Origin of the sequence: uncultured Thiocystis sp. (genome assembly GCF_903866365.1) — a bacterium.
Classification (GTDB): Bacteria; Pseudomonadota; Gammaproteobacteria; order Chromatiales; family Chromatiaceae; genus Chromatium.
Genome location: NZ_CAIPNF010000465.1, coordinates 1 through 17,581 on the forward strand (window position 1 = coordinate 1; position 17,581 = coordinate 17,581).

Annotated in this window: 19 protein-coding genes, 1 tRNA gene and 2 pseudogenes; 11 read left to right on the plus strand and 11 right to left on the minus strand. The window is 62.3% G+C overall.

Going from position 1 to position 17,581, the window contains the following annotated elements; genetic code table 11:
• The coding region (locus QZY07_RS25455) for a recombinase family protein (RefSeq protein ID WP_295408919.1) at nt 1–298 on the plus strand (298 nt) is incomplete at its 5' end.
• A gap of 301 nt (nt 299–599) precedes the next feature.
• Here the strand turns inward: QZY07_RS25455 and QZY07_RS25460 are convergent.
• Nucleotides 600–689: transfer RNA gene (locus QZY07_RS25460), tRNA-Ser, on the minus strand.
• Between the two features lie 216 nt (nt 690–905).
• Between QZY07_RS25460 and QZY07_RS25465 the strand changes: the two genes are divergently transcribed.
• Nucleotides 906–1,715: a class I SAM-dependent methyltransferase gene (locus QZY07_RS25465; protein ID WP_295408921.1), complete on the plus strand. Its 810-nt coding sequence runs from the start codon at nt 906–908 to the stop codon at nt 1,713–1,715.
• Nucleotides 1,716–1,722: 7 nt separating this feature from the next.
• On the opposite strand, the gene malQ is transcribed toward QZY07_RS25465, so the two are convergent.
• On the minus strand, nt 1,723–3,234 hold the full coding sequence (malQ, locus tag QZY07_RS25470; protein ID WP_295408924.1) for a 4-alpha-glucanotransferase: 1,512 nt from the start codon (nt 3,232–3,234) through the stop codon (nt 1,723–1,725).
• A gap of 138 nt (nt 3,235–3,372) precedes the next feature.
• Here malQ and QZY07_RS25475 point away from each other — a divergent pair, with 138 nt between their 5' ends.
• Nucleotides 3,373–3,645 carry a hypothetical protein gene (locus QZY07_RS25475; protein ID WP_295408926.1) on the plus strand — a complete coding sequence of 91 codons (273 nt, stop codon included), beginning with the start codon at nt 3,373–3,375 and terminating at the stop codon, nt 3,643–3,645.
• A 15-nt stretch (nt 3,646–3,660) separates the two neighbouring features.
• Entirely contained in the window at nt 3,661–4,602 is a 942-nt protein-coding gene (locus QZY07_RS25480; protein WP_295408928.1) for a metallophosphoesterase, read from the plus strand.
• Between the two features lie 87 nt (nt 4,603–4,689).
• Here QZY07_RS25480 and QZY07_RS25485 read toward each other — a convergent pair whose 3' ends face one another.
• Both QZY07_RS25485 and pdxH read right to left on the minus strand, forming a co-directional pair.
• Complete coding sequence (locus QZY07_RS25485; RefSeq protein WP_295408930.1) at nt 4,690–5,178, minus strand: CDP-archaeol synthase; 489 nt, start codon at nt 5,176–5,178, stop codon at nt 4,690–4,692.
• Nucleotides 5,179–5,193: 15 nt separating this feature from the next.
• A complete protein-coding gene (gene pdxH, locus QZY07_RS25490; protein WP_295408931.1) occupies nt 5,194–5,841 on the minus strand; it encodes a pyridoxamine 5'-phosphate oxidase in 648 nt (215 codons plus the stop codon).
• 34 nt (nt 5,842–5,875) lie between these two features.
• Here pdxH and QZY07_RS25495 point away from each other — a divergent pair.
• Nucleotides 5,876–6,199: pseudogene (locus QZY07_RS25495) on the plus strand (isocitrate lyase); the annotation flags it as partial.
• 17 nt (nt 6,200–6,216) lie between these two features.
• Nucleotides 6,217–6,519: a hypothetical protein gene (locus QZY07_RS25500; RefSeq protein WP_295408933.1), complete on the plus strand. Its 303-nt coding sequence runs from the start codon at nt 6,217–6,219 to the stop codon at nt 6,517–6,519.
• A 101-nt stretch (nt 6,520–6,620) separates the two neighbouring features.
• Here QZY07_RS25500 and queF read toward each other — a convergent pair whose 3' ends face one another.
• Nucleotides 6,621–7,010 (minus strand): preQ(1) synthase, encoded by a 390-nt coding sequence (queF, locus tag QZY07_RS25505; protein WP_295408934.1) that lies wholly within the window; start codon nt 7,008–7,010, stop codon nt 6,621–6,623.
• 244 nt (nt 7,011–7,254) lie between these two features.
• Here queF and QZY07_RS25510 point away from each other — a divergent pair, with 244 nt between their 5' ends.
• A complete protein-coding gene (locus QZY07_RS25510) occupies nt 7,255–7,791 on the plus strand; it encodes a ferritin (RefSeq protein ID WP_295408935.1) in 537 nt (178 codons plus the stop codon).
• Between the two features lie 353 nt (nt 7,792–8,144).
• Here the strand turns inward: QZY07_RS25510 and thiO are convergent, their stop codons facing one another.
• The 3 genes from thiO to QZY07_RS25525 all read right to left on the minus strand — a co-directional run bounded on the left by thiO (nt 8,145) and on the right by QZY07_RS25525 (nt 10,453).
• Complete coding sequence (gene thiO / locus QZY07_RS25515) at nt 8,145–9,233, minus strand: glycine oxidase ThiO (protein ID WP_295408937.1); 1,089 nt, start codon at nt 9,231–9,233, stop codon at nt 8,145–8,147.
• A 58-nt stretch (nt 9,234–9,291) separates the two neighbouring features.
• Nucleotides 9,292–10,245: a 4-hydroxy-3-methylbut-2-enyl diphosphate reductase gene (gene ispH / locus QZY07_RS25520; protein ID WP_295408939.1), complete on the minus strand. Its 954-nt coding sequence runs from the start codon at nt 10,243–10,245 to the stop codon at nt 9,292–9,294.
• Nucleotides 10,246–10,315: 70 nt separating this feature from the next.
• Nucleotides 10,316–10,453, minus strand: a complete 138-nt coding sequence (locus QZY07_RS25525) for a hypothetical protein (RefSeq protein ID WP_295408941.1) — start codon at nt 10,451–10,453, stop codon at nt 10,316–10,318.
• A gap of 133 nt (nt 10,454–10,586) precedes the next feature.
• On the opposite strand from QZY07_RS25525, the gene rimO reads away from it, so the two are divergent.
• Nucleotides 10,587–11,924, plus strand: a complete 1,338-nt coding sequence (gene rimO, locus QZY07_RS25530; protein ID WP_295408943.1) for a 30S ribosomal protein S12 methylthiotransferase RimO — start codon at nt 10,587–10,589, stop codon at nt 11,922–11,924.
• A 33-nt stretch (nt 11,925–11,957) separates the two neighbouring features.
• Here the strand turns inward: rimO and QZY07_RS25535 are convergent, their stop codons facing one another.
• Nucleotides 11,958–12,158 carry a DUF2892 domain-containing protein gene (locus tag QZY07_RS25535; RefSeq protein ID WP_295408945.1) on the minus strand — a complete coding sequence of 67 codons (201 nt, stop codon included), beginning with the start codon at nt 12,156–12,158 and terminating at the stop codon, nt 11,958–11,960.
• A gap of 170 nt (nt 12,159–12,328) precedes the next feature.
• Between QZY07_RS25535 and QZY07_RS25540 the strand changes: the two genes are divergently transcribed.
• Entirely contained in the window at nt 12,329–13,714 is a 1,386-nt protein-coding gene (locus QZY07_RS25540; RefSeq protein ID WP_363184861.1) for an AAA family ATPase, read from the plus strand.
• On the plus strand, nt 13,672–13,944 hold the full coding sequence (locus QZY07_RS27600) for a hypothetical protein (protein WP_363184863.1): 273 nt from the start codon (nt 13,672–13,674) through the stop codon (nt 13,942–13,944). The genes QZY07_RS25540 and QZY07_RS27600 overlap by 43 nt, the downstream gene beginning before the upstream one ends.
• Before the next feature lie 146 nt (nt 13,945–14,090).
• On the opposite strand, the gene QZY07_RS25545 is transcribed toward QZY07_RS27600, so the two are convergent.
• The gene (locus QZY07_RS25545) at nt 14,091–15,455 is read right to left on the minus strand and encodes a dihydrolipoyl dehydrogenase (RefSeq protein ID WP_295408947.1); all 1,365 of its coding nucleotides are present in this window, start codon (nt 15,453–15,455) and stop codon (nt 14,091–14,093) included.
• A 27-nt stretch (nt 15,456–15,482) separates the two neighbouring features.
• The gene (locus QZY07_RS25550) at nt 15,483–15,734 is read right to left on the minus strand and encodes a hypothetical protein (protein ID WP_295408949.1); all 252 of its coding nucleotides are present in this window, start codon (nt 15,732–15,734) and stop codon (nt 15,483–15,485) included.
• 1,074 nt (nt 15,735–16,808) lie between these two features.
• Between QZY07_RS25550 and QZY07_RS25555 the strand changes: the two are divergent.
• A pseudogene (locus tag QZY07_RS25555) lies at nt 16,809–17,581 on the plus strand (hypothetical protein); the annotation flags it as partial.

The window sequence follows — 17,581 nt, forward strand, 5'->3', positions numbered from 1 at the left end:
CGACGAGGTGAAGGTCGACGAGGTGAAGGTCGACGAGGTGAAGGTCGACGAGGTGAAGGTCGACGAGGTGAAGGTCGACGAGGTGAAGGTCGACGAGGTGAAGGTCGACGAGGTGAAGGTCGGCAGTGATCCCGAGCGGGTATCGGCGCAGACCCGAGCGGCAGAGCTTCGCGCGGCGGGTCAGTCGACCCGGCAAATTGCGGCGGTCCTCAATTCCGAAGGCTATCCGACCCGAAGCGGTCGCGGTGAATGGCAGTTCGGCACGGTCGCGGCCATGCTCAAAAAACCCATGAATTAGGAGCGGTGAATGAGTACGCAGAATAGAGAGTCTTTCGATACCGAGGCCGCAATGCGGCGAGCGGCAGTGCTAAACCGCGATCCGGCGGCGCTGGCAGCAGCACCTCATATCAGCCGTAGCGCGCTCGATAGGGCCGATCCAGCGGAGCGAGTGCGTCTTATCGCGCTGGTACGGCAAGGTGAGGCGATCCTGGTCGGTTGATCGCGTCCGGGTTTTTTCGTCGAGAAGGTGGCCTTTCGGGTGGTCGAGTGCTTTTCTTGAAAGGCTTTATTCTTGCGATACAACTACTTGCGTTTTGGTTTGGCGGAGAGGGAGGGATTCGAACCCTCGATAGGGATTAACCTATACACACTTTCCAGGCGTGCTCCTTAAGCCTCTCGGACACCTCTCCGGGGTGTGATCACAGACGTTTGCGCTGAACGGATGCCGTTGCGGTCGATGCAATTTGGGGCTGTCCGCTCGATCTTCCCTGTCGTCTGCAAGCCATCTAAGATACATCAACAGCCGGATGCTTTCAAATGAAGCTTCGTCCAATGACCGGGCCGAAGGCAAATCGCCGGCGCTCTCGCAGAACGGGATCTCCTGATCCCAGTTCGAGTTGTGAATCATGCCTACCGCCGCCAGTCGATCCGATCGCCATCGCCTCTATGAGCTTGCGGTCCAGAATCCGTCCGCGGAGGTGGACTTCGTGGACCGAACCTATCGGATGATCCGCTGCCGTGGCGCCCGGATTCTGCGGGAAGACTTTTGCGGCACGGCGGCCATCTGTTGCGAATGGGTGCGCCGTCGCAAGACCAATCATGCCTTTGGCGTGGATCTGGATCCCGAGGTGCTCGACTGGGGGCGGCGCCATAATCTCCACGCGTTGGCGGAGCACCAGCGCTCCCGGGTGGCATTGCTCCAGCAGGATGTCCTCGCGGCCCAGACCCGCCCGCCGGATATCGTGCTGGCGATGAACTTCAGCTACTGGCTGTTACGCGAACGCGCCGCTCTGCTTCACTATTTTCGGCGGGTCCGGGCGACCCTGAAGGACAGCGGCGTGTTCTTTCTGGACGCCTATGGCGGCTACGATTCCTATCGTCTCCTGATCGAGGAGCGCCGGATTCATGACCCGGTGGGCGGCGACTTTACCTATGTCTGGGAGCAGGCGGTTTATGAACCGGTGACCGGACGGCTCGTGTGTCATATCCATTTTCGCTTCGACGATGGCTCCGGGTTGGAGCGTGCGTTCAGCTACGACTGGCGTCTCTGGACCCTGCCGGAGGTCCGCGAACTGCTCGACGAGGCCGGATTTTCCAGGATCCTCGTCCATTGGCAGGGCTGGGACGCCGACGGCAATCCGGATGGAGTCTTTGTGCCCGTCGAGGCCGGCGAACCGGATGCCGGATGGATTGCCTATCTGACGGCGGAGAAATAGCGATCGCTCAATCCAACGGATGCGGCAGGCGCCCATAGAGTCGGGTCAGTTCGCGCAAACGCGCGGCGCTGGCCTCGCTGACCATCTCTTCGCGATAACGCCACACCCAGTTCCCGTCGGCCGTGCCGGGGCGATTCATGCACGCCTCGGCACCAAGTCCGAGAACATCCTGCATGGGGAATAAGGCCAGCGCCGCCACGGAGGAGAGCGCGGCGCGGATGAAATCCCAATGGAGTTCCTCGCCGTTGCTATTGAGATAGACGCAGGTATTGTGCTGAATCGCGGCATCCTTGGTCGCCCACCAGCCCAGCAGGCTGTTGTTGTCGTGGGTGCCGGTGTAGACGGCCAGTCGCCGGCGATGATTGTGCGGCAGAAAGGCGGAGCGCCCGAAGCCGCCCTCGGTCCCCTCGAACCCGAATTGCAGAACCGCCATGCCGGGCAGTTTCAAATCGTCCCGCAGTGCCTCGACATCCTCGGTGATGACCCCCAGATCCTCGGCAATCAGCGGCAGGTCGTCGCCGAGCGCCGTGCGGAGCGCATCGAACAGCGCCATCCCCGGACCCGGCACCCAACGGCCGCTGATCGCGGTTTCCTCCGCGGCGGGAATTTCCCAGTAGGCCGCGAAGCCGCGAAAGTGGTCGATCCGCACCAGATCGACCAGTTCGAGCACCCGGCGCAATCGCTCGACCCAGAAGCTGTAACCGTCCGCCGCCAGCGTCTCCCAACGGTAGAGCGGATTGCCCCAGCGCTGCCCGGTGCTGCTGAAGTAATCCGGCGGGACACCCGCGATCACGGTTGGGTGGCCGCAGTCATCCAGCACGAACCATTCCGGATGGGTCCAGACCTCGCTCGAATCGTGGGCGACAAAGATGGGCATGTCGCCGATCAGATGAACGCCGCGCGCCTTGGCATAGGCGCGCAGTTCGCCCCACTGGCGGAAAAAGACGTACTGAATAAAACGCTGGAGTTCGAGTTCGCCCTGGTTGGCCTTGGACCAATCGGCTAACGCCTTGGGATTGCGCAAGGCGAATTCGGGCGCCCAACTGGTCCAGGGGCGAAGCTCGTGGTAGACCTTCAGGGCATGATAGAGCGCGAAATCTTCGAGCCAGATCCGATGGGTCTCGCAAAAATAGGCAAAATCGTCACGATCCGCCGCGGTCGCGTCCGCCTTGAAACCGCTCATCGCCCGCTGAATCAGGTCATGTTTCCAGAGATGGACGGCACCAAAATCCACTTGATCCCGCGTGAATTCAGGCGGATCGAGATCGCTTTCCTGGATCCAGCCCGCCTGCAGCAACAGATCCGGACTGATGAGAAGCGGATTCCCCGCGTAGGCCGAGGTGCACTGATAGGGCGAATCCTGATAGCCGGTCGGCCCCAGTGGCAGCATCTGCCAAAGACCTTGCCCCGCTCCTGCGAGAAAATCGATGAAACGGTGCGCGGTCGGTCCGAGATCGCCAATCCCGTAGGGGCCGGGTAGCGAGGTCGGATGAAGCAAAATGCCGCTGGTGCGGTGCATAAAAGAAGCTCTCCGTGACGGGCTTGGATCGAAACCCCGGAAGTCTACCCAAAGCACGAGCGAAAAGCCTTCCCGGAAACGAAATAATGCAGAAGCCGGCCTGCCAGGCACCACGGGCACACGCGGCCGCGCCGCTGGTTGCTGGCGCTGACCGAGCAGATCTTCATGGCGCCGTATCTTGCGATCTGCCTTATGATTCGCAATATACATCGCCATGCATCTCAACCACCGCGAGGTACGCCCATGGACGCCGGATCTGGCAAGGCGATCGAGCTGATCGTGATCGTTGCGATTGTTATGGGGTTTTATGTTCAGCAGCGCGCCGCCCTCGACCGCCTGAAAAAAACGCGCGAGGAGCCGCCGCCGTCAGATCGGGAGACATCGGCAAGCGACGACGCCAAGCCCTACTAGGTTCGACCGCGCCCCATGGAGCCCCACGACATCGAAGCATTAACCGCCCGCATCGGGCGCAGCCATCTGCGCCAGCGACTCGGATTGGAAGGCGATCACGAGGTGTTCGTCCTCAATCGCCCGGGGGCGCATTTCTTCTACCCGGAAAACTGGTATTCGGTGCATGGCTTCATTCGCCACAGTTTGCGCCTGAGCGGACTCTACGAACGTGCCCAGCGCAATGCCCGCGCGCTCCGGCTCCGGCACAACCGGCTGGTGCTGCCCGGCCTGCCGGATGCCTTCCGGGGTTTCCGGATCCTGCATCTGAGCGATCTGCATCTGGACATGGATCCCCGCAACGCCGACGCCATCCGCGTAGGCGTCCAGGGGCTGGACTATGACCTCTGCGTGCTGACCGGGGACTATCGCGTCAAAACCTTCGGCCCCTTCGCGGAGGTCTTGAGGGCGATGGCAGCCCTGCGACGCAACCTCAAGGCGCCCATCTACGCTATTCTGGGCAATCACGACACGCTCAGGCTGGTTCCCGGACTGGAGGCCATGGGCATTCGGGTCCTCCTGAACGAAACCGTCCGCATCGAGCGGGACGGTCAGGCCCTCTATCTGGCCGGCATCGACGACGCCCATTATTATCGGGTGCACAACATCGACAAGGCCGCCGCCGGGATTCCCGAGGGCGCGGTCTCGATCCTGCTCTCCCACACCCCCGAGATCTATCGGCACGCGGCCCACAGCGGTTTCGACCTCCTCCTCTGCGGTCACACCCACGGCGGCCAGATCTGCCTGCCGGGAGGCTTTCCGTTGATCTGGGACGCCCGCTGCCCGCGCCGACTGGCCGCCGGCCCCTGGCGCCACGGCAACCTCATCGGCTACACCTCGGTCGGCGCCGGCACCTCGGTGGTCAATGCCCGGCTCAACTGCCCGCCCGAAATCGCCCTGCATGAGTTGCAGAGTGGCTAATTCGTCCGCCTCCCGGGAAAGCGCGAATTCGTTCGATGACGGATTTGCGGCGAGGTGACGCTGGCGGCTCCTGTGAGGTGGATAGCCTCAATGCAAATTGCGCCCGGCGCGCGTCAAGCGGCGCGCAATCGGTGTCAGCAATTGATCGATCATCCAAAAACCGCTCACGACTAACGCCATATCGAACGATGTCAGACTCAGCGGCGTCTGTAACGCCAGGGCGGGTATCAAGGATTCCGGAACCTGATCCAATAGCGGGACTGACGCGCCCGAGCGAACGCCGAAACGTCGCTTGAGAAAACTGGCAGCCGCATCGCCAAGCATCGCACCCAAGGCCGCCGCCAGCCCAAGCTCCCAGGGCAAGCCGAGAAAGACTGCCACGAATGGCGTTGTCAGTGCGCAGGAGATCCATCCCCTCCAGGTCTTGGAGGCACCGAGCCAGGGGCGTCCATCGTAAAAAACTGCGCCACCATCGACCGGCGATGCCCAGCGCTCGCCAAGCAGTAAACGCGCCGCCACCGGGACACCGTTTGCCCAGCTCACCAACAGCAGCGCATCAAGCATGGCAATGCTCACGGTTTCAATCTGTTGTCACGGCGCGAGGCGGTCGATCCGCCAATCCCTGGATTCCTCGCACCGCCGATAGCGGAACCGGTCATGCAGCCGGCTCTCGCGCCCCTGCCAGAATTCGATCGTCTCGGGCACGATCCGATATCCGCCCCAGAAATCCGGCAGCGGTACCTCGCCCCTAGCGAATTTCCGCGCGATCTCGGCCACCTTGGCCTCCAGCAGCGAGCGCGAACCGATGACCTCGCTCTGGGGCGATGACCAGGCACCGATCTGACTCCCGCGCGGACGTGAGACGAAATATTTCAGCGATTCGGCAGTCGGGATGCGCTCCGCGCGTCCTGTGATCTGCACCTGCCGGGCCAGCGCCACCCAGGGAAACAGAAGCGCCACCCGCGGATTGCGGTCGATCTCGCGTGCCTTGCGGCTCCCGTAGTTGGTGAAAAAGACGAACCCCTGTTCGTCATAGAGTTTCAGCAGAACGGTGCGCACGGAAGGTTGCCCGCTCGCATCGACCGTGCAGAGGCTCATGGCATTCGGTTCCGGCAGATCGGTACCGATGGCCGTCTCGAACCACTGCTGGAACTGTCGGATCGGATCTGGATCGAGTTCGGCGCGCGCGAGGCCACGCTCCATCAGTTCGTGGCGAATCGCTTCGGGATTGGCGTTCATTGATAATTGTCATCCTCCATAAAAAAGAGCCATCATCGCGCGCTTTCAGGACGAACTAACGGACAGGGGCTACAAGTACCCGTTCATCACGCTAGTGGGTATCCATGGCAAGTGGTTCAACATGTACGACCTGGCCTACAACTCTGCCCGTGGGGAAGGCTTGCGCCATGATGTCGAGCAGGTCCAGGATTATGTCGAGCAGGTCCAGGGACCGGAATTCGCCGCGCGCGAGAAGGGGCGCATCTTCGTCTCGTCTCAGCAGGAGGTGGGCGCCGGCTACTTCGACGACGTCACCACCGTGTTTCAGGGCGGTACTTCAACCGTCACCGCGCTGACCGGCTCTACCGAGGAAGAGCAACTCGCTGAGCGCCTTCGATGCGGTCATCCTGGACACCTTACTCCCATGAGCCCTTGCAGACGCCGGATGGACGCGAACTCCCGACGCGCGACTGGGCCGCCGAACTCGCCGTCGAATTCACCCCGAGCCCTGGTTTTTTCGATGCCGATGGACGCGAGGTCTTCCGCACCGAGGGCTATCAGAAAGCGTTCCATATCCAGGGCGCGCTGGATCATGTCTCCACCGGCACCGACTGCTGGCAACCTCGGTTCCAGCGTTCTCTGGCGCCGCTCGGCGAGGCCTTGAACGAACGGGGAATTCAGTTGGACATCATGGAGTAACCCGCGTCTCGCCAATCACCCTGGGACTGGACCGGGAATCGCGGAGTGCAACTCGGCAATCCCAGATTGTGACGACGCCCTGGCAGGCCAGTGGATCCCGATCAGGGAAGCTGCACCGGAACCGGCGGCTGCCAGCCAGCGGCGCGATGCTCGGCCACCACGGTCGTATAGATTCCGCCGCGGACATTGAAATCGGCGGTCAGACGCATGAAGCGCGGCTCGACCGCCTCGATCAGGTCGGTCAGGATGCGGTTGATCACCGCCTCATGGAACGCGCCCTCGTCGCGATAGGACCAGACATAGGTCTTGAGCGATTTCAGTTCGACGCAGACCCGGTCGGGGACGTACTCCAGGGTCAATTCCGCGAAATCGGGCTGACCGGTCTTAGGGCACAGACAGGTGAACTCGGGCACTCGAATGCGGACGGTATAGTCGCGCTCGGTTTGCGGGTTGGGAAAGATTTCGAGCGTTTTGCTGGGTGCGCTGGGCATGGTCCGTCTCTGCATGACTGGAGGGGTGGTGTGTCGCCGTGCGCTGGAGATCGCGGCGGAGCGCAGGCATGGGCATAAGGTTTGCTGGAAGGATTATACCGAAAGCGACGACCATTCATGTTCCAATGCCGACCCATGCAGCCCGCTTGAATTTTGTTCGATCGGTGACAAGTTTAGCTGCATTACCGCAACTTCAAACGGTGGCCCGTCCGCTAATCCGCTCGACGGCCAGGAGCCCGAATCGATGATTTCCGAAGAGATGGCAACGCGCATCAACACCCAGATCAACCGTGAGATGTATTCCGCGCATTTCTACCTGGGGCTTTCGGCGCAGGCGGAAGGCATGAACCTGAAGGGAGTGGCTGCCTGGTTCTTTGCCAAATACGGCGAGGAACTGACGCACGCGATGAAAATGTATCGCTACCTGATCGACCAGGATGCGCCCGTGCGATTGGGCGAGGTCGCCGCGCCCGCGACGGTGGAGACCGAGGTTCTCAAGATGTTCGAGAGCACGCTCGCGCATGAGCGAGCGGTGACCGCCGCGATCAACGACATCGTCGATTTCGCCCTGTCGCAAAAGGATCATGCGACCCATATCTTTTTCCAGTGGTTCGTCACCGAGCAGATCGAGGAAGAGGCGACGGTCAATGACATCCTCGGTCGCGTGCGTCTCTTCGGCGATCAGGGACAGTCTCTTTTGATGATCGATAACGAACTGGCGAGCCTCGCGAAACAGATGGGATCGGCGGCGGGAACCGCGTCGACCACGAGCGCGGCCTGAGTCGCCGGTATACAGCGCGTGAGGTTCGAAATGAGCAAGAAATCCGACAAATGCTGTAAGAAATACCTCGATCAGAAGCGTTGCAAAAAGTGTCCGAAGCGAAAAAATCAGTAAAGAAAGGCGCTAGTGCAACTGTGCGAAAGTCCCAAGACCGTCTCAGGTCGTTGTCGTTGTCGTGATCGCGGTCTCGACATGGCGAATATTCGATGACGACAACGACAACGACAACGAGGAGGCCCCGGTCTCGGAACTTGAGCAGCGAAGCGCTAGCGCGGCTCGGTTAGCCGGTGCTTGCCGACAGCGCCGCGCTCGATCCCCTGACGCGGTGTCCGTACCATTCAGCCGCGGATCAGTCAGGCGCGCTCGACATTCATGGCATAGGGCACGGGGTCGACGATCGGCTCGCGATTCAGCATGAGGTCCAAGACAAGTCGGGCAGAGGCGGGGCCGGTCACCAGGCCGTTACGGAAATGGCCGGCATTCAAAAAGAGTCCTTCAATTCCCGGATAGGCGCCGATGTAGGGAATGCCGCTCGGCGATCCGGGACGCAGTCCCGCCCAGTGGTCCTCGATCGGGGTACGCCGGAGAAGCGGAAACAACTCGATCGCGGCGCGATAGAGTTCTTCCTTGGCCTCGGCGGTCGTGGTCTTGGCGAAACCGGTGTGCTCCAGGGTACTGCCGAGCAGCACGCGACCGTCACGACGCGGGATGATGTAGCGCTCGTTGAACAGCACGATGTGATTGACCAATCCGGGCTTGGCATAAAAAAGAATCATCTGACCGCGCACCGGCTCGATGTCGGGCGGATTGCCGAGCTGTTCGAGCAATTTGGCGGTCCAGGCGCCCGCGCAGATGACGATCCGATCGGCGTGAATGGCACCCTTGGAGGTGCGAACCCCGACGGCGCGGCCGCCTTCGACGAGAAGTTCGAGCACTTCCTCTTGTTCGCGCAGTGGGATTCGCTGCTCCAGCGACCGGCGGGCGGCCTTGGCCAGGCGCGGGGTGCGGATCTGCGCGATCTCGGGCATCAGGAGCGCGTGGGGAGGGCGCGGACCCAACTCGGGCTCGGTCTCATGGAGATAAACGCTGTCGATGACCTCGATTCGCTGTCCGTGACTCTCGCCCCAGGCCAGCGCCTCTGTCAGCGCTTCGGTCTCCAGGATCAGCAGGCCGCTGGAGGTCAGTTCCGGGTCGATGCCGGTTTCGTCATGCAGCGCGGTGGCCAGCGCGGGATAGGCGCGCTGGCTCCAGGCGGCCAGCGCGGTGACGCAGTCGGGCGCGCGCCAGGGATAGAGCGGCGAGACGATGCCGCCGCCGGCCCAGGAGGATTCGCGGCCAGTCTCGCCCATTTCGATCAGGGTGACGGTTGACCCGGCATGCAGGAGTTCGCGGGCGGTCAGGAGTCCGATGATGCCACCGCCGATGATCAGGGTCTCGTTCATCGCGTCGATCCTCCGTCTACTGGGTGTTGATTGACGTCGATCCGCTAGCCGCCCCTGTCTATTCCAGGGTGGCGGAGGTGTCCGCGACGAGTTCGCGCGGGAGCGGAAACACAACCTGCTCGCGGATGCCGTCCTGTTCCTCGATGCCGTCCGCGCCCCATTCCTGGAGCCTGGCGATGACCTGTTCCACCAGGATCGCGGGCGCCGATGCGCCCGCGGTCAGGCCGATGCGCGGAGATCGATCGAGCCAGTCGCGGCGAATATCCTCGGGACCGTCGATCAGATAGGCGGTACAGCCCTGCCGCTCGGACAATTCGCGCAACCGATTGGAGTTGGAGCTGTTGGGCGAACCGACCACCAGCAGCAGATCGCAGCGGCTGGCAAGCTCGCGCACCGCGTCCTGCCGATTCTGGGTGGCGTAGCAGATATCGCTCTTTTTCGGTCCCTGGATGGCGGGGAAACGCGCCCGCAGGGCCTCGATGATCGCATGACTGTCGTCCACCGAGAGGGTCGTCTGGGTGACATAGGCCAGGCGTTCGGGATCGGGGATGTCGAGCCCCGCGATCTCGTCGGCGGTTTCCACCAGATGAATGGCGCCACCGCTGCCGAGACACTGACCCAGCGTGCCTTCGACCTCCGGGTGTCCGCGATGTCCGATCAGGACGACGGCGATGCCGTTTTTGCAATGCCGCGCGACTTCCAGATGTACCTTGGTGACCAGAGGGCAGGTGGCATCGAAGACACGGAGCCCGCGCGCTTCAGCATCCTGGCGCACCTGTTGAGGGACACCGTGGGCGCTGAAGACGAGGGTGGCGCCGTCGGGAACCTCCGCCAGATCCTCGATGAAGATGGCGCCGCGCTGTCGCAGATCCTCGACCACGTAGCGGTTATGCACCACTTCATGACGGACATAGATGGGCGCGCCATGGAGTTCGAGGACGCGATCGACGATGGCGATGGCACGGTCGACGCCGGCGCAGAAACCGCGGGGATTGGCGAGAAGGATGGTCATGGCTGAAGGACGGCGGCGAGGTTCTGGTGAAAGGAAGCAGGCTGGCTGCCAAGACTTAGGCGCTGCGGCACTAGATCAGCTCCTGGGTCACGAAGAGATAACCGAGCGAAACCACGACGACCGCGATGGCGACGTAGGGAAGCAAGATACAGATGCCTGGCAGGTCGTTGCAAACGGTACTGTATTTGCAGAGGTTACAGCTTTTCATTTTCAGTCCGCCCCGTGTTTCTCGTGGTCTCCGTTCCCCTGGCGAGAGGCCGGAGTCTTCTGTGTTGGCGATCGATTGGCGCTGACTCGAGTATCCTTACAGGATCATCAGGCGATATCTATGGACGACTTCGTTGCAAAATTCAAGCACCAATCCCCCGAACATCGGTTTCGTCAGCCTTGGCTGCCCCAAGGCCACGGTCGACTCCGAGCGTATCCTCACCCAACTGCGCGCCGAGGGCTACGGGATCCAGCCGAGTTATGAAGGCGCCGATCTGGTGATCGTCAACACCTGCGGCTTCATCGATGCTGCGGTGGAAGAATCGCTGGACGCCATCGGCGAGGCGCTGGCCGAGAACGGACAGGTGGTGGTGACCGGCTGTCTGGGCGCGCGCGCCGAGCTGGTGCGTCAGGCGTATCCCCAGGTGCTGGCCATCACCGGCCCGCATGCGCTGGACGAGGTCATGGCCGCCGTCCACGCCCAACTGCCGGCGCCGCACGATCCCTTTATCAGTCTCGTGCCGCCACAGGGCGTGAAGCTCACGCCCCGACACTATGCCTATCTCAAGATCTCCGAGGGCTGCAATCATCGTTGCAGCTTCTGCATCATCCCCAGTCTGCGCGGCGATCTGGTCAGTCGGGGGATCGGCGAGGTGCTCGACGAGGCGCACCGCCTGGTCGAGTCCGGGGTACGCGAACTGCTGGTCATTTCGCAGGACACCAGCGCCTATGGCGTCGATCGGCGTCATCGTACCGACATCTGGAAGGGGCGGGCGCTCAGAACGCATCTCACCGAGCTGGCGCGCGCCTTGAGCGATCTGCCCGCCTGGATTCGGCTGCACTATGTCTATCCCTATCCGCATGTCGACGAGCTGATTCCGCTGATGGGCGAGGGCCTGATCCTGCCCTATCTGGACATGCCGTTACAGCATGGCAGCGAGCGCGTGCTGCGGGCCATGCGCCGCCCCGCGGCGACCGAGAAAGTGTTGGAGCGACTGGAACGCTGGCGCTCACAGTGCCCGGAGCTGGTGCTGCGCAGCACCTTCATCGTCGGCTTCCCCGGCGAGACCGAGGCGGAATTCGAGGCGTTGCTGGACTTTCTCCGCGCCGCCCGGCTGGACCGCGTCGGCTGTTTTGCCTACTCGCCGGTCGCCGCCGCCGCCGCCAATGCGTTGCCCGACCCGGTGCCCGAGTCGCTCAAACAGGAACGGCTGGAACGCTTCATGGCCGTCCAGGCGGATATCAGCCGCGAGAAGCTGGTCGCGCGCATCGGGCAGCGACTCACCGTGCTGGTGGACGAGGTCACCGAAGACGCCATCGTCGCGCGCAGTTATGCCGATGCGCCGGAGATCGACGGCGAGGTGATCATTCCAGGGGAATGGGAGATCGACCTCGGCGATTTTATCGAGGTCGAGGTGACGGAAGCGGGCGACCACGACCTTTGGGCGCGGCCGGTGGAGGATGACGAGTAGGCCACCTTTACTTGGTCGCCGGTCGCTTTCGAGCTAAAACGCTCTCCCGCTTTCCTTCCCCATCTTCTTCAGAATCAGCGCCAGCGGGCAGAAGCCGGTGAAGGCGGACTGCAACAGATTGGCGCCGACAAAGGCAGTGAACCAAAGCCAATAGGGACTGACATACATCCCTAGTAGCACGGAGATCAGGATGAAAGCGCCGGCAACGGCAAAAACGATTCGTTCGATTGACATGGAACTCTCTAAACTTAAATGGAAGGGATGGGCGGTTGTTGCGATCTTACCCATCCCCATGACGATAGTTCAACAATTCAGGTTCGGTTTCGCTCCATTCGCCTGCGGTCGCGATGCGCGGGCCGGATCCTGCGATACTTCAGTCCCTCCTGGCCGAGAGTAGCCGTCCCATGGAAGCCAATGATTTTTCACGCTTGATCGTGGCTCTGATGCGGCCGGAGGCGTATCCGCATCCAGCCGATCCTGTCGAGCACATCGAGACCCATATCTCGCATGTGCTGCTGGCCGGCGACTTCGCCTACAAGCTCAAAAAGCCGCTCGATCTCGGCTTTCTCGACTTTTCGACCCTGGAGCGTCGCCGTCATTTCTGCGAGGAGGAACTGCGGCTCAACTGGCGGCTGGCGGAGGATCTGTATCTTGACGTCGTCGCCGTGACCGGGACGCCAACGACGCCCCGCATCGGCGGCGCGGGGCCAGTGCTGGAATACGCGGTGAAAATGCGTCGTTTCCCCCAAGCGGCGTTACTTGATCGGCAACCGCTTACCGACGGCCTCATGATCCGTCTGGCCGAGGAGGTCGCGGATTTTCATGCGCGCATTCCGGTGGCCGATCACCGGCTTGACTTCGGCTCGCCGGAGGCGGTACTGGCGCCAATGCTGGAAAATCTGGCGCAGGTTCGCGCGCGCGGCGTCACCCCCGAAAACCTGACGCGACTCGATCGGCTCGAAATCTGGACCCACGAGCGTTTTCGTGAGCTGACCCCAACGCTCGAAGAGCGACGGCGACAGGGGCATGTGCGCGAGTGTCATGGCGACATGCATCGCGGAAATATCGCACTGGTCGATGGCGAGATTCGCATCTTCGACGCCATCGAGTTCAATCCCAATCTGCGCTGGATCGATACCGCCAGCGAGGTGGCATTCCTCGTCATGGACCTGGAGCAGGCCGGCGAACTTGGGCTCGCGCGGCTGTTTCTCAACCGCTATCTGGAACGCAGCGGCGATTACGGCACGTTGGATGTGCTGGATTTTTATCAGGTCTACCGCGCCATGGTCAGGGCCAAGGTGCTGGCAATCCGGCTGGAACAGGGCGACCTGGATCCCGCTGCGGCGTCCGCGGAACGACACCTTTGCACCTGCTATCTGACGCTTGCCGAGTCCTATACCCAGCCGCGTCATCCACATCTGCTGATCGTCTGCGGGGTGTCCGGTTCCGGGAAAAGCCGTCTTTCCTATCGGTTGCGCGAGGCGCTGCCGCTGATCCATCTGCGCTCGGACGTGGAACGCAAGCGTCTCTTCGGTCTGGACGAAACGGCGCGCACCCTGTCCGGCGTCGATTCCGGAATTTACTTTCCAAGCGCCACGAACTGGACCTATGACCGGCTCCATCGACTGGCCGACGCCATCCTCGCGAACGGTTATGGCGTGCTCGTGGACGCCACGTTCATTGCGCGGGAGCGCCGCGAGCGCTTCATGCGTCTCGCGCGCGCAAACACCGGGCGGCATTCGCGATCCTGGCGCTCGATGCCCCGATCAAGGTCCTGCGCGAGCGTTTGAGACGTCGGCTCGCCCTTGGAGAAGATGCCTCCGAGGCCGATCTCGCGGTGCTGGAACGTCAGCTTGCGCTCCGGCAATGCCTGAGCGAGAGGGAAAAACCCTACGCGGTGATGATCGACAGCACCGACACGCCTCCGATCGGCAAGATCCTGGTCAGCGTCGAAGCGGTGCTCGGCCGGATGTCGGGCGCTCTTGCCAGTGCATCCCGTTCGGACGATGCGTTGGCCTAAGTTGCTAAACGCGACACGGTTCGATCGCCCAAGCGCAAAGCGCAAGGTCTCGCCACGATCGCCAGATCGATGGAGAGTGTTGATCCTTGCGTATCCATTGACGCCCTCGTGACACTTCTGTTTCGTCTCCACCCCTTGCTGGCGGGTCATTCGAGCTTCCTCGCCAGACCGTGCAAACAATCCTGTAGTGCCTCCTCAATGACCGGATGGTAGAAGGGCATCTGGAGCATCTCATCCACGGTCAAGCGCTGTTGAACACCCCAGGCCAGCAGATGAGCCAGGTGTTCGCAACGCGGACCGATCATGGCGCCTCCCAAAACCACGCCGGTTCGACGGTGCGCGTAGAGATGCAGCAGCCCACGGTTTTGGCCGAGGATGAGGGCGCGTCCGACCGGGCCGAAGCGTTGCTGGCCAAGCACGACCTGGCTCTGATCCAATTCGGACCAGGGGACGCCGACGGAGGCGATGTTCGGATCGCTGAAGACGATGGCCATCGGGGTGCGGCGCTCATAGTGACGGTGCTCCTCGTGGCAGGCGTTGTAACCGGCGATTCGGCCCTGCTCGGCGGCGCTCTGCAAGTTCGCGATCCCGTCGGTGGCATCGCCCGCGATAAAGATGGGGTGTTGCCCGATCTGGAGCGTCCGGGCGTCGAACAGCGGCACGCCGCGGGCGTCGACCGGACAACCGATGCGGTCCAGCCCGAGGTCCGCGAGGTTGGCGCGGCGCCCGATCGCGACCAACAGTTTCTCGACCACGCGCTCCCGATCGCCGGTGCGGACGCGCACCCCGGCCTCCGCGCGCTCGATGCGCGCCGGCTCGCCGAGCCAGAGGGGAAAATCGCGTTGCAGGATCTCGACGGCGGCCTGGTTGATGACCGGATCCTCCAGCCGGGCCAGGGCGGTCCCCGCTTCGATCCCCACCACCTCCACGCCGAGACGTTGCAGGGTTTGACCAAGCTCCACGCCGATTGGCCCCAGCCCGATCACCGCGATCGACTTGGGCAGGCGTTCCAACTCGAAGAGATCCTCGGCCGTCAGGGTGGCATCGCCGAAGGCATGCCGCCACTCAACCGGCACGACGCTCGATGCCCCCGTCGCGATCACGAAGGCGCGGGCGCGGATGGTTCGGTTGCCAACTTCGATCGTGTGCGGGTCAATGAAGCGTGCATAACCATCGACGAGTTCGTCCTCCATCTCGTCGGTGGTATTGGCGAGCACCAGATCGACGAAGGTGTCGCGCAGGTCGCGGAGACGCTCCAGCGCGCTCGTCTCGTCGATCCGCAAGGATTCGCCGCCATCGATGCCGTAGCGCTGGAATTGCTTGCGCATGGCATAGAGTTCGCCCAGGTGGATGGCGACCTTGGACGGCATGCAGCCGACCCGCGCGCAGGTTGTTCCCAAGCTACCGCCGTTGATTAACCGATAGCGGTCGGTAACCCGACGGATTTCCTTGACGGCATTCAGCCCGGCATGACCCGCCCCAAGGACGGCGACATCGACTTGATCGGACATAACGGTTTCCCCCTGGGTCACTCTTCATCAAGGTGTCCGCCTCCACCTGGCCATGCTGATCGCCAGACCGGCCAGCACGGAGATGGCCACCCAGTTCCGCAAAGAGGCGATGCCGGGCGCGAACAACGGCTTCGACAGGGACGCCAGCCGCGGGTTGTCCGCCAGGGACGGCAGCCCTGGACCGCTGCCAATGCCCCAAAAACCCAGGATCACGAACAGCCCCACGGCCATGAAAGCGACGAGATTGACGATGGTATCGAAGGCGATCACGGCCACCATCCCCTCGTGGCGCTCGCTGGCGTCCAGGTGTCGAGTGCCGAACAGGATGGTGAACGCCGCGAGCAGGGGCGCGCGCGGCCTGTCGAGCGGTCATCGACTCCGCTTGCTACAGGTCTGGATGATGGGCGTCGACGCTGGGCCTGGAAGGCATCTTGGCGGCGGTACGGCCCGACGGAGGAGAGCTCATGGTCATTGCGGAATCATCGCAGACCTGAGACAGGGCCTGTTGAGGCGATTTAGCGGTGGCGCCGCCTGCTGGAGGGGTCGAGACGCAATCCTTTTGCCTTGTCTCATGCGCTTGCCCACTGGGTGTCGTGCCTGTGCCTTTGGCGCAGACCGAGCCTACGGCGAGGCCAACAATGAGGGCAGGGGCGAGCGTCCAGACAGGCAAGAATCGTTTTTTCATTTGATTTTCCAGAGTATGCGTCAGGGACGGCAGGATTGTTTTGACCAGAAAAACGCCCTGGTCTGGCTCTCGTCTCTTCAGGAATAAAGAAATGTTATGATCCAACAATAATGACACCACCCTAATCGCGAGGGCGCCGATAAGTCCTCTGAATGAGTATCCAGCAAACCCTAACCCAATCAGAATGAATGATTAATGGATCCACGACGAACGAACTTCGATCCATGAATAGCTTTTCAGAGCGATGGCACCTGGGCAACCCACGAGATCTGACCGAATCTGACCGAATTCGACAAAGACCAGTGCGCGCTGGAGATTCATTCACGATGAGGGTATCGGAGATTGATGTCCGCCAATGTAGACAGCACAATCCGCGTCCGGATGTGGCACGGCGGGAAGGGCGCAACCTGGATCAATGCCAGTCTGGTGGCGCGCCAGTCGCATCGATGTCCAACTCGCACGAATCAAGTGACCTTACTCCCGTCTCGTTCGCTGGCCCGCGCCAGACTCTGACTCTTTCGCACTCGACGCGATCGGTCCGGAGGCTGGCATGACTGAATCGGGAGAGGAGCGGACGTCGCGCATTGATTGGGTCCGGCGTTTCGACCCGGCGGATGGTCCCCTGCTGATCAAACGACCGACTCGCGAAGCCGAATCGGACGCGAGGTTTGCGGCGCTGGAGAACGAGAGACGCATCCTGGAGCGCTTGCAGGGGGGTCGCGGGTTGCCCGCGCCTGATCCGTTTCGATCCGGAACGAACCGAGCTGATCCTGTCGGACCCCGGCGGCCGGTCACTGACCGATGCCGGGCTCCTGGGCCAAGTCGATCTCGCGCGATTGCTGGCCATCGGGGAGTCGCTGGCGCGGCTCCTCGCGGCGATCCACGCGCGCGGCGTCATCCACGGCACCATCGATCCCGACCGCATCCTGATCGGACCCGAGGATGACCGGCTGTGGCTGCTCGACTACGCCCAGTCGACCACCTTCGCTGAGGAGCCATCCGGGCTCGCCCAGCATCGCCGGTCGACCGGCGTCCCAACCTATTGGTCGCCGGAGCAGACCGGGCGCATGAACCGGCCGGTCGATTATCGGACCGATCTCTATTCGCTGGGGTTGACGCTCTACGCCCTGGTCACCGGCACGCCGCCGTTCCAGGCGTCCGATCCGCTCGCGCTCATCCATGCCTATCTGGCCCAGGATCCGATCTCGCCGCGCCAGCGGCTCCCCTGGCTGCCGGACCCGCTGGCCCGCGTCATTCTCTGTCTGCTGGCCAAGGAGCCCGATGACCGCTACCAGAACGCGCGGCACTGGTTCAGTTCAATTTGGAAAGAAAAACCAAGAAATCAGGTAGTTGAGGGGATCTGCCGCAAAGAGGTGAAACCAATAGTCGCACTCCAAGCGCAGTCAATACAGGGTTTCCCTGTAAGGAAGTCAGATTTTCC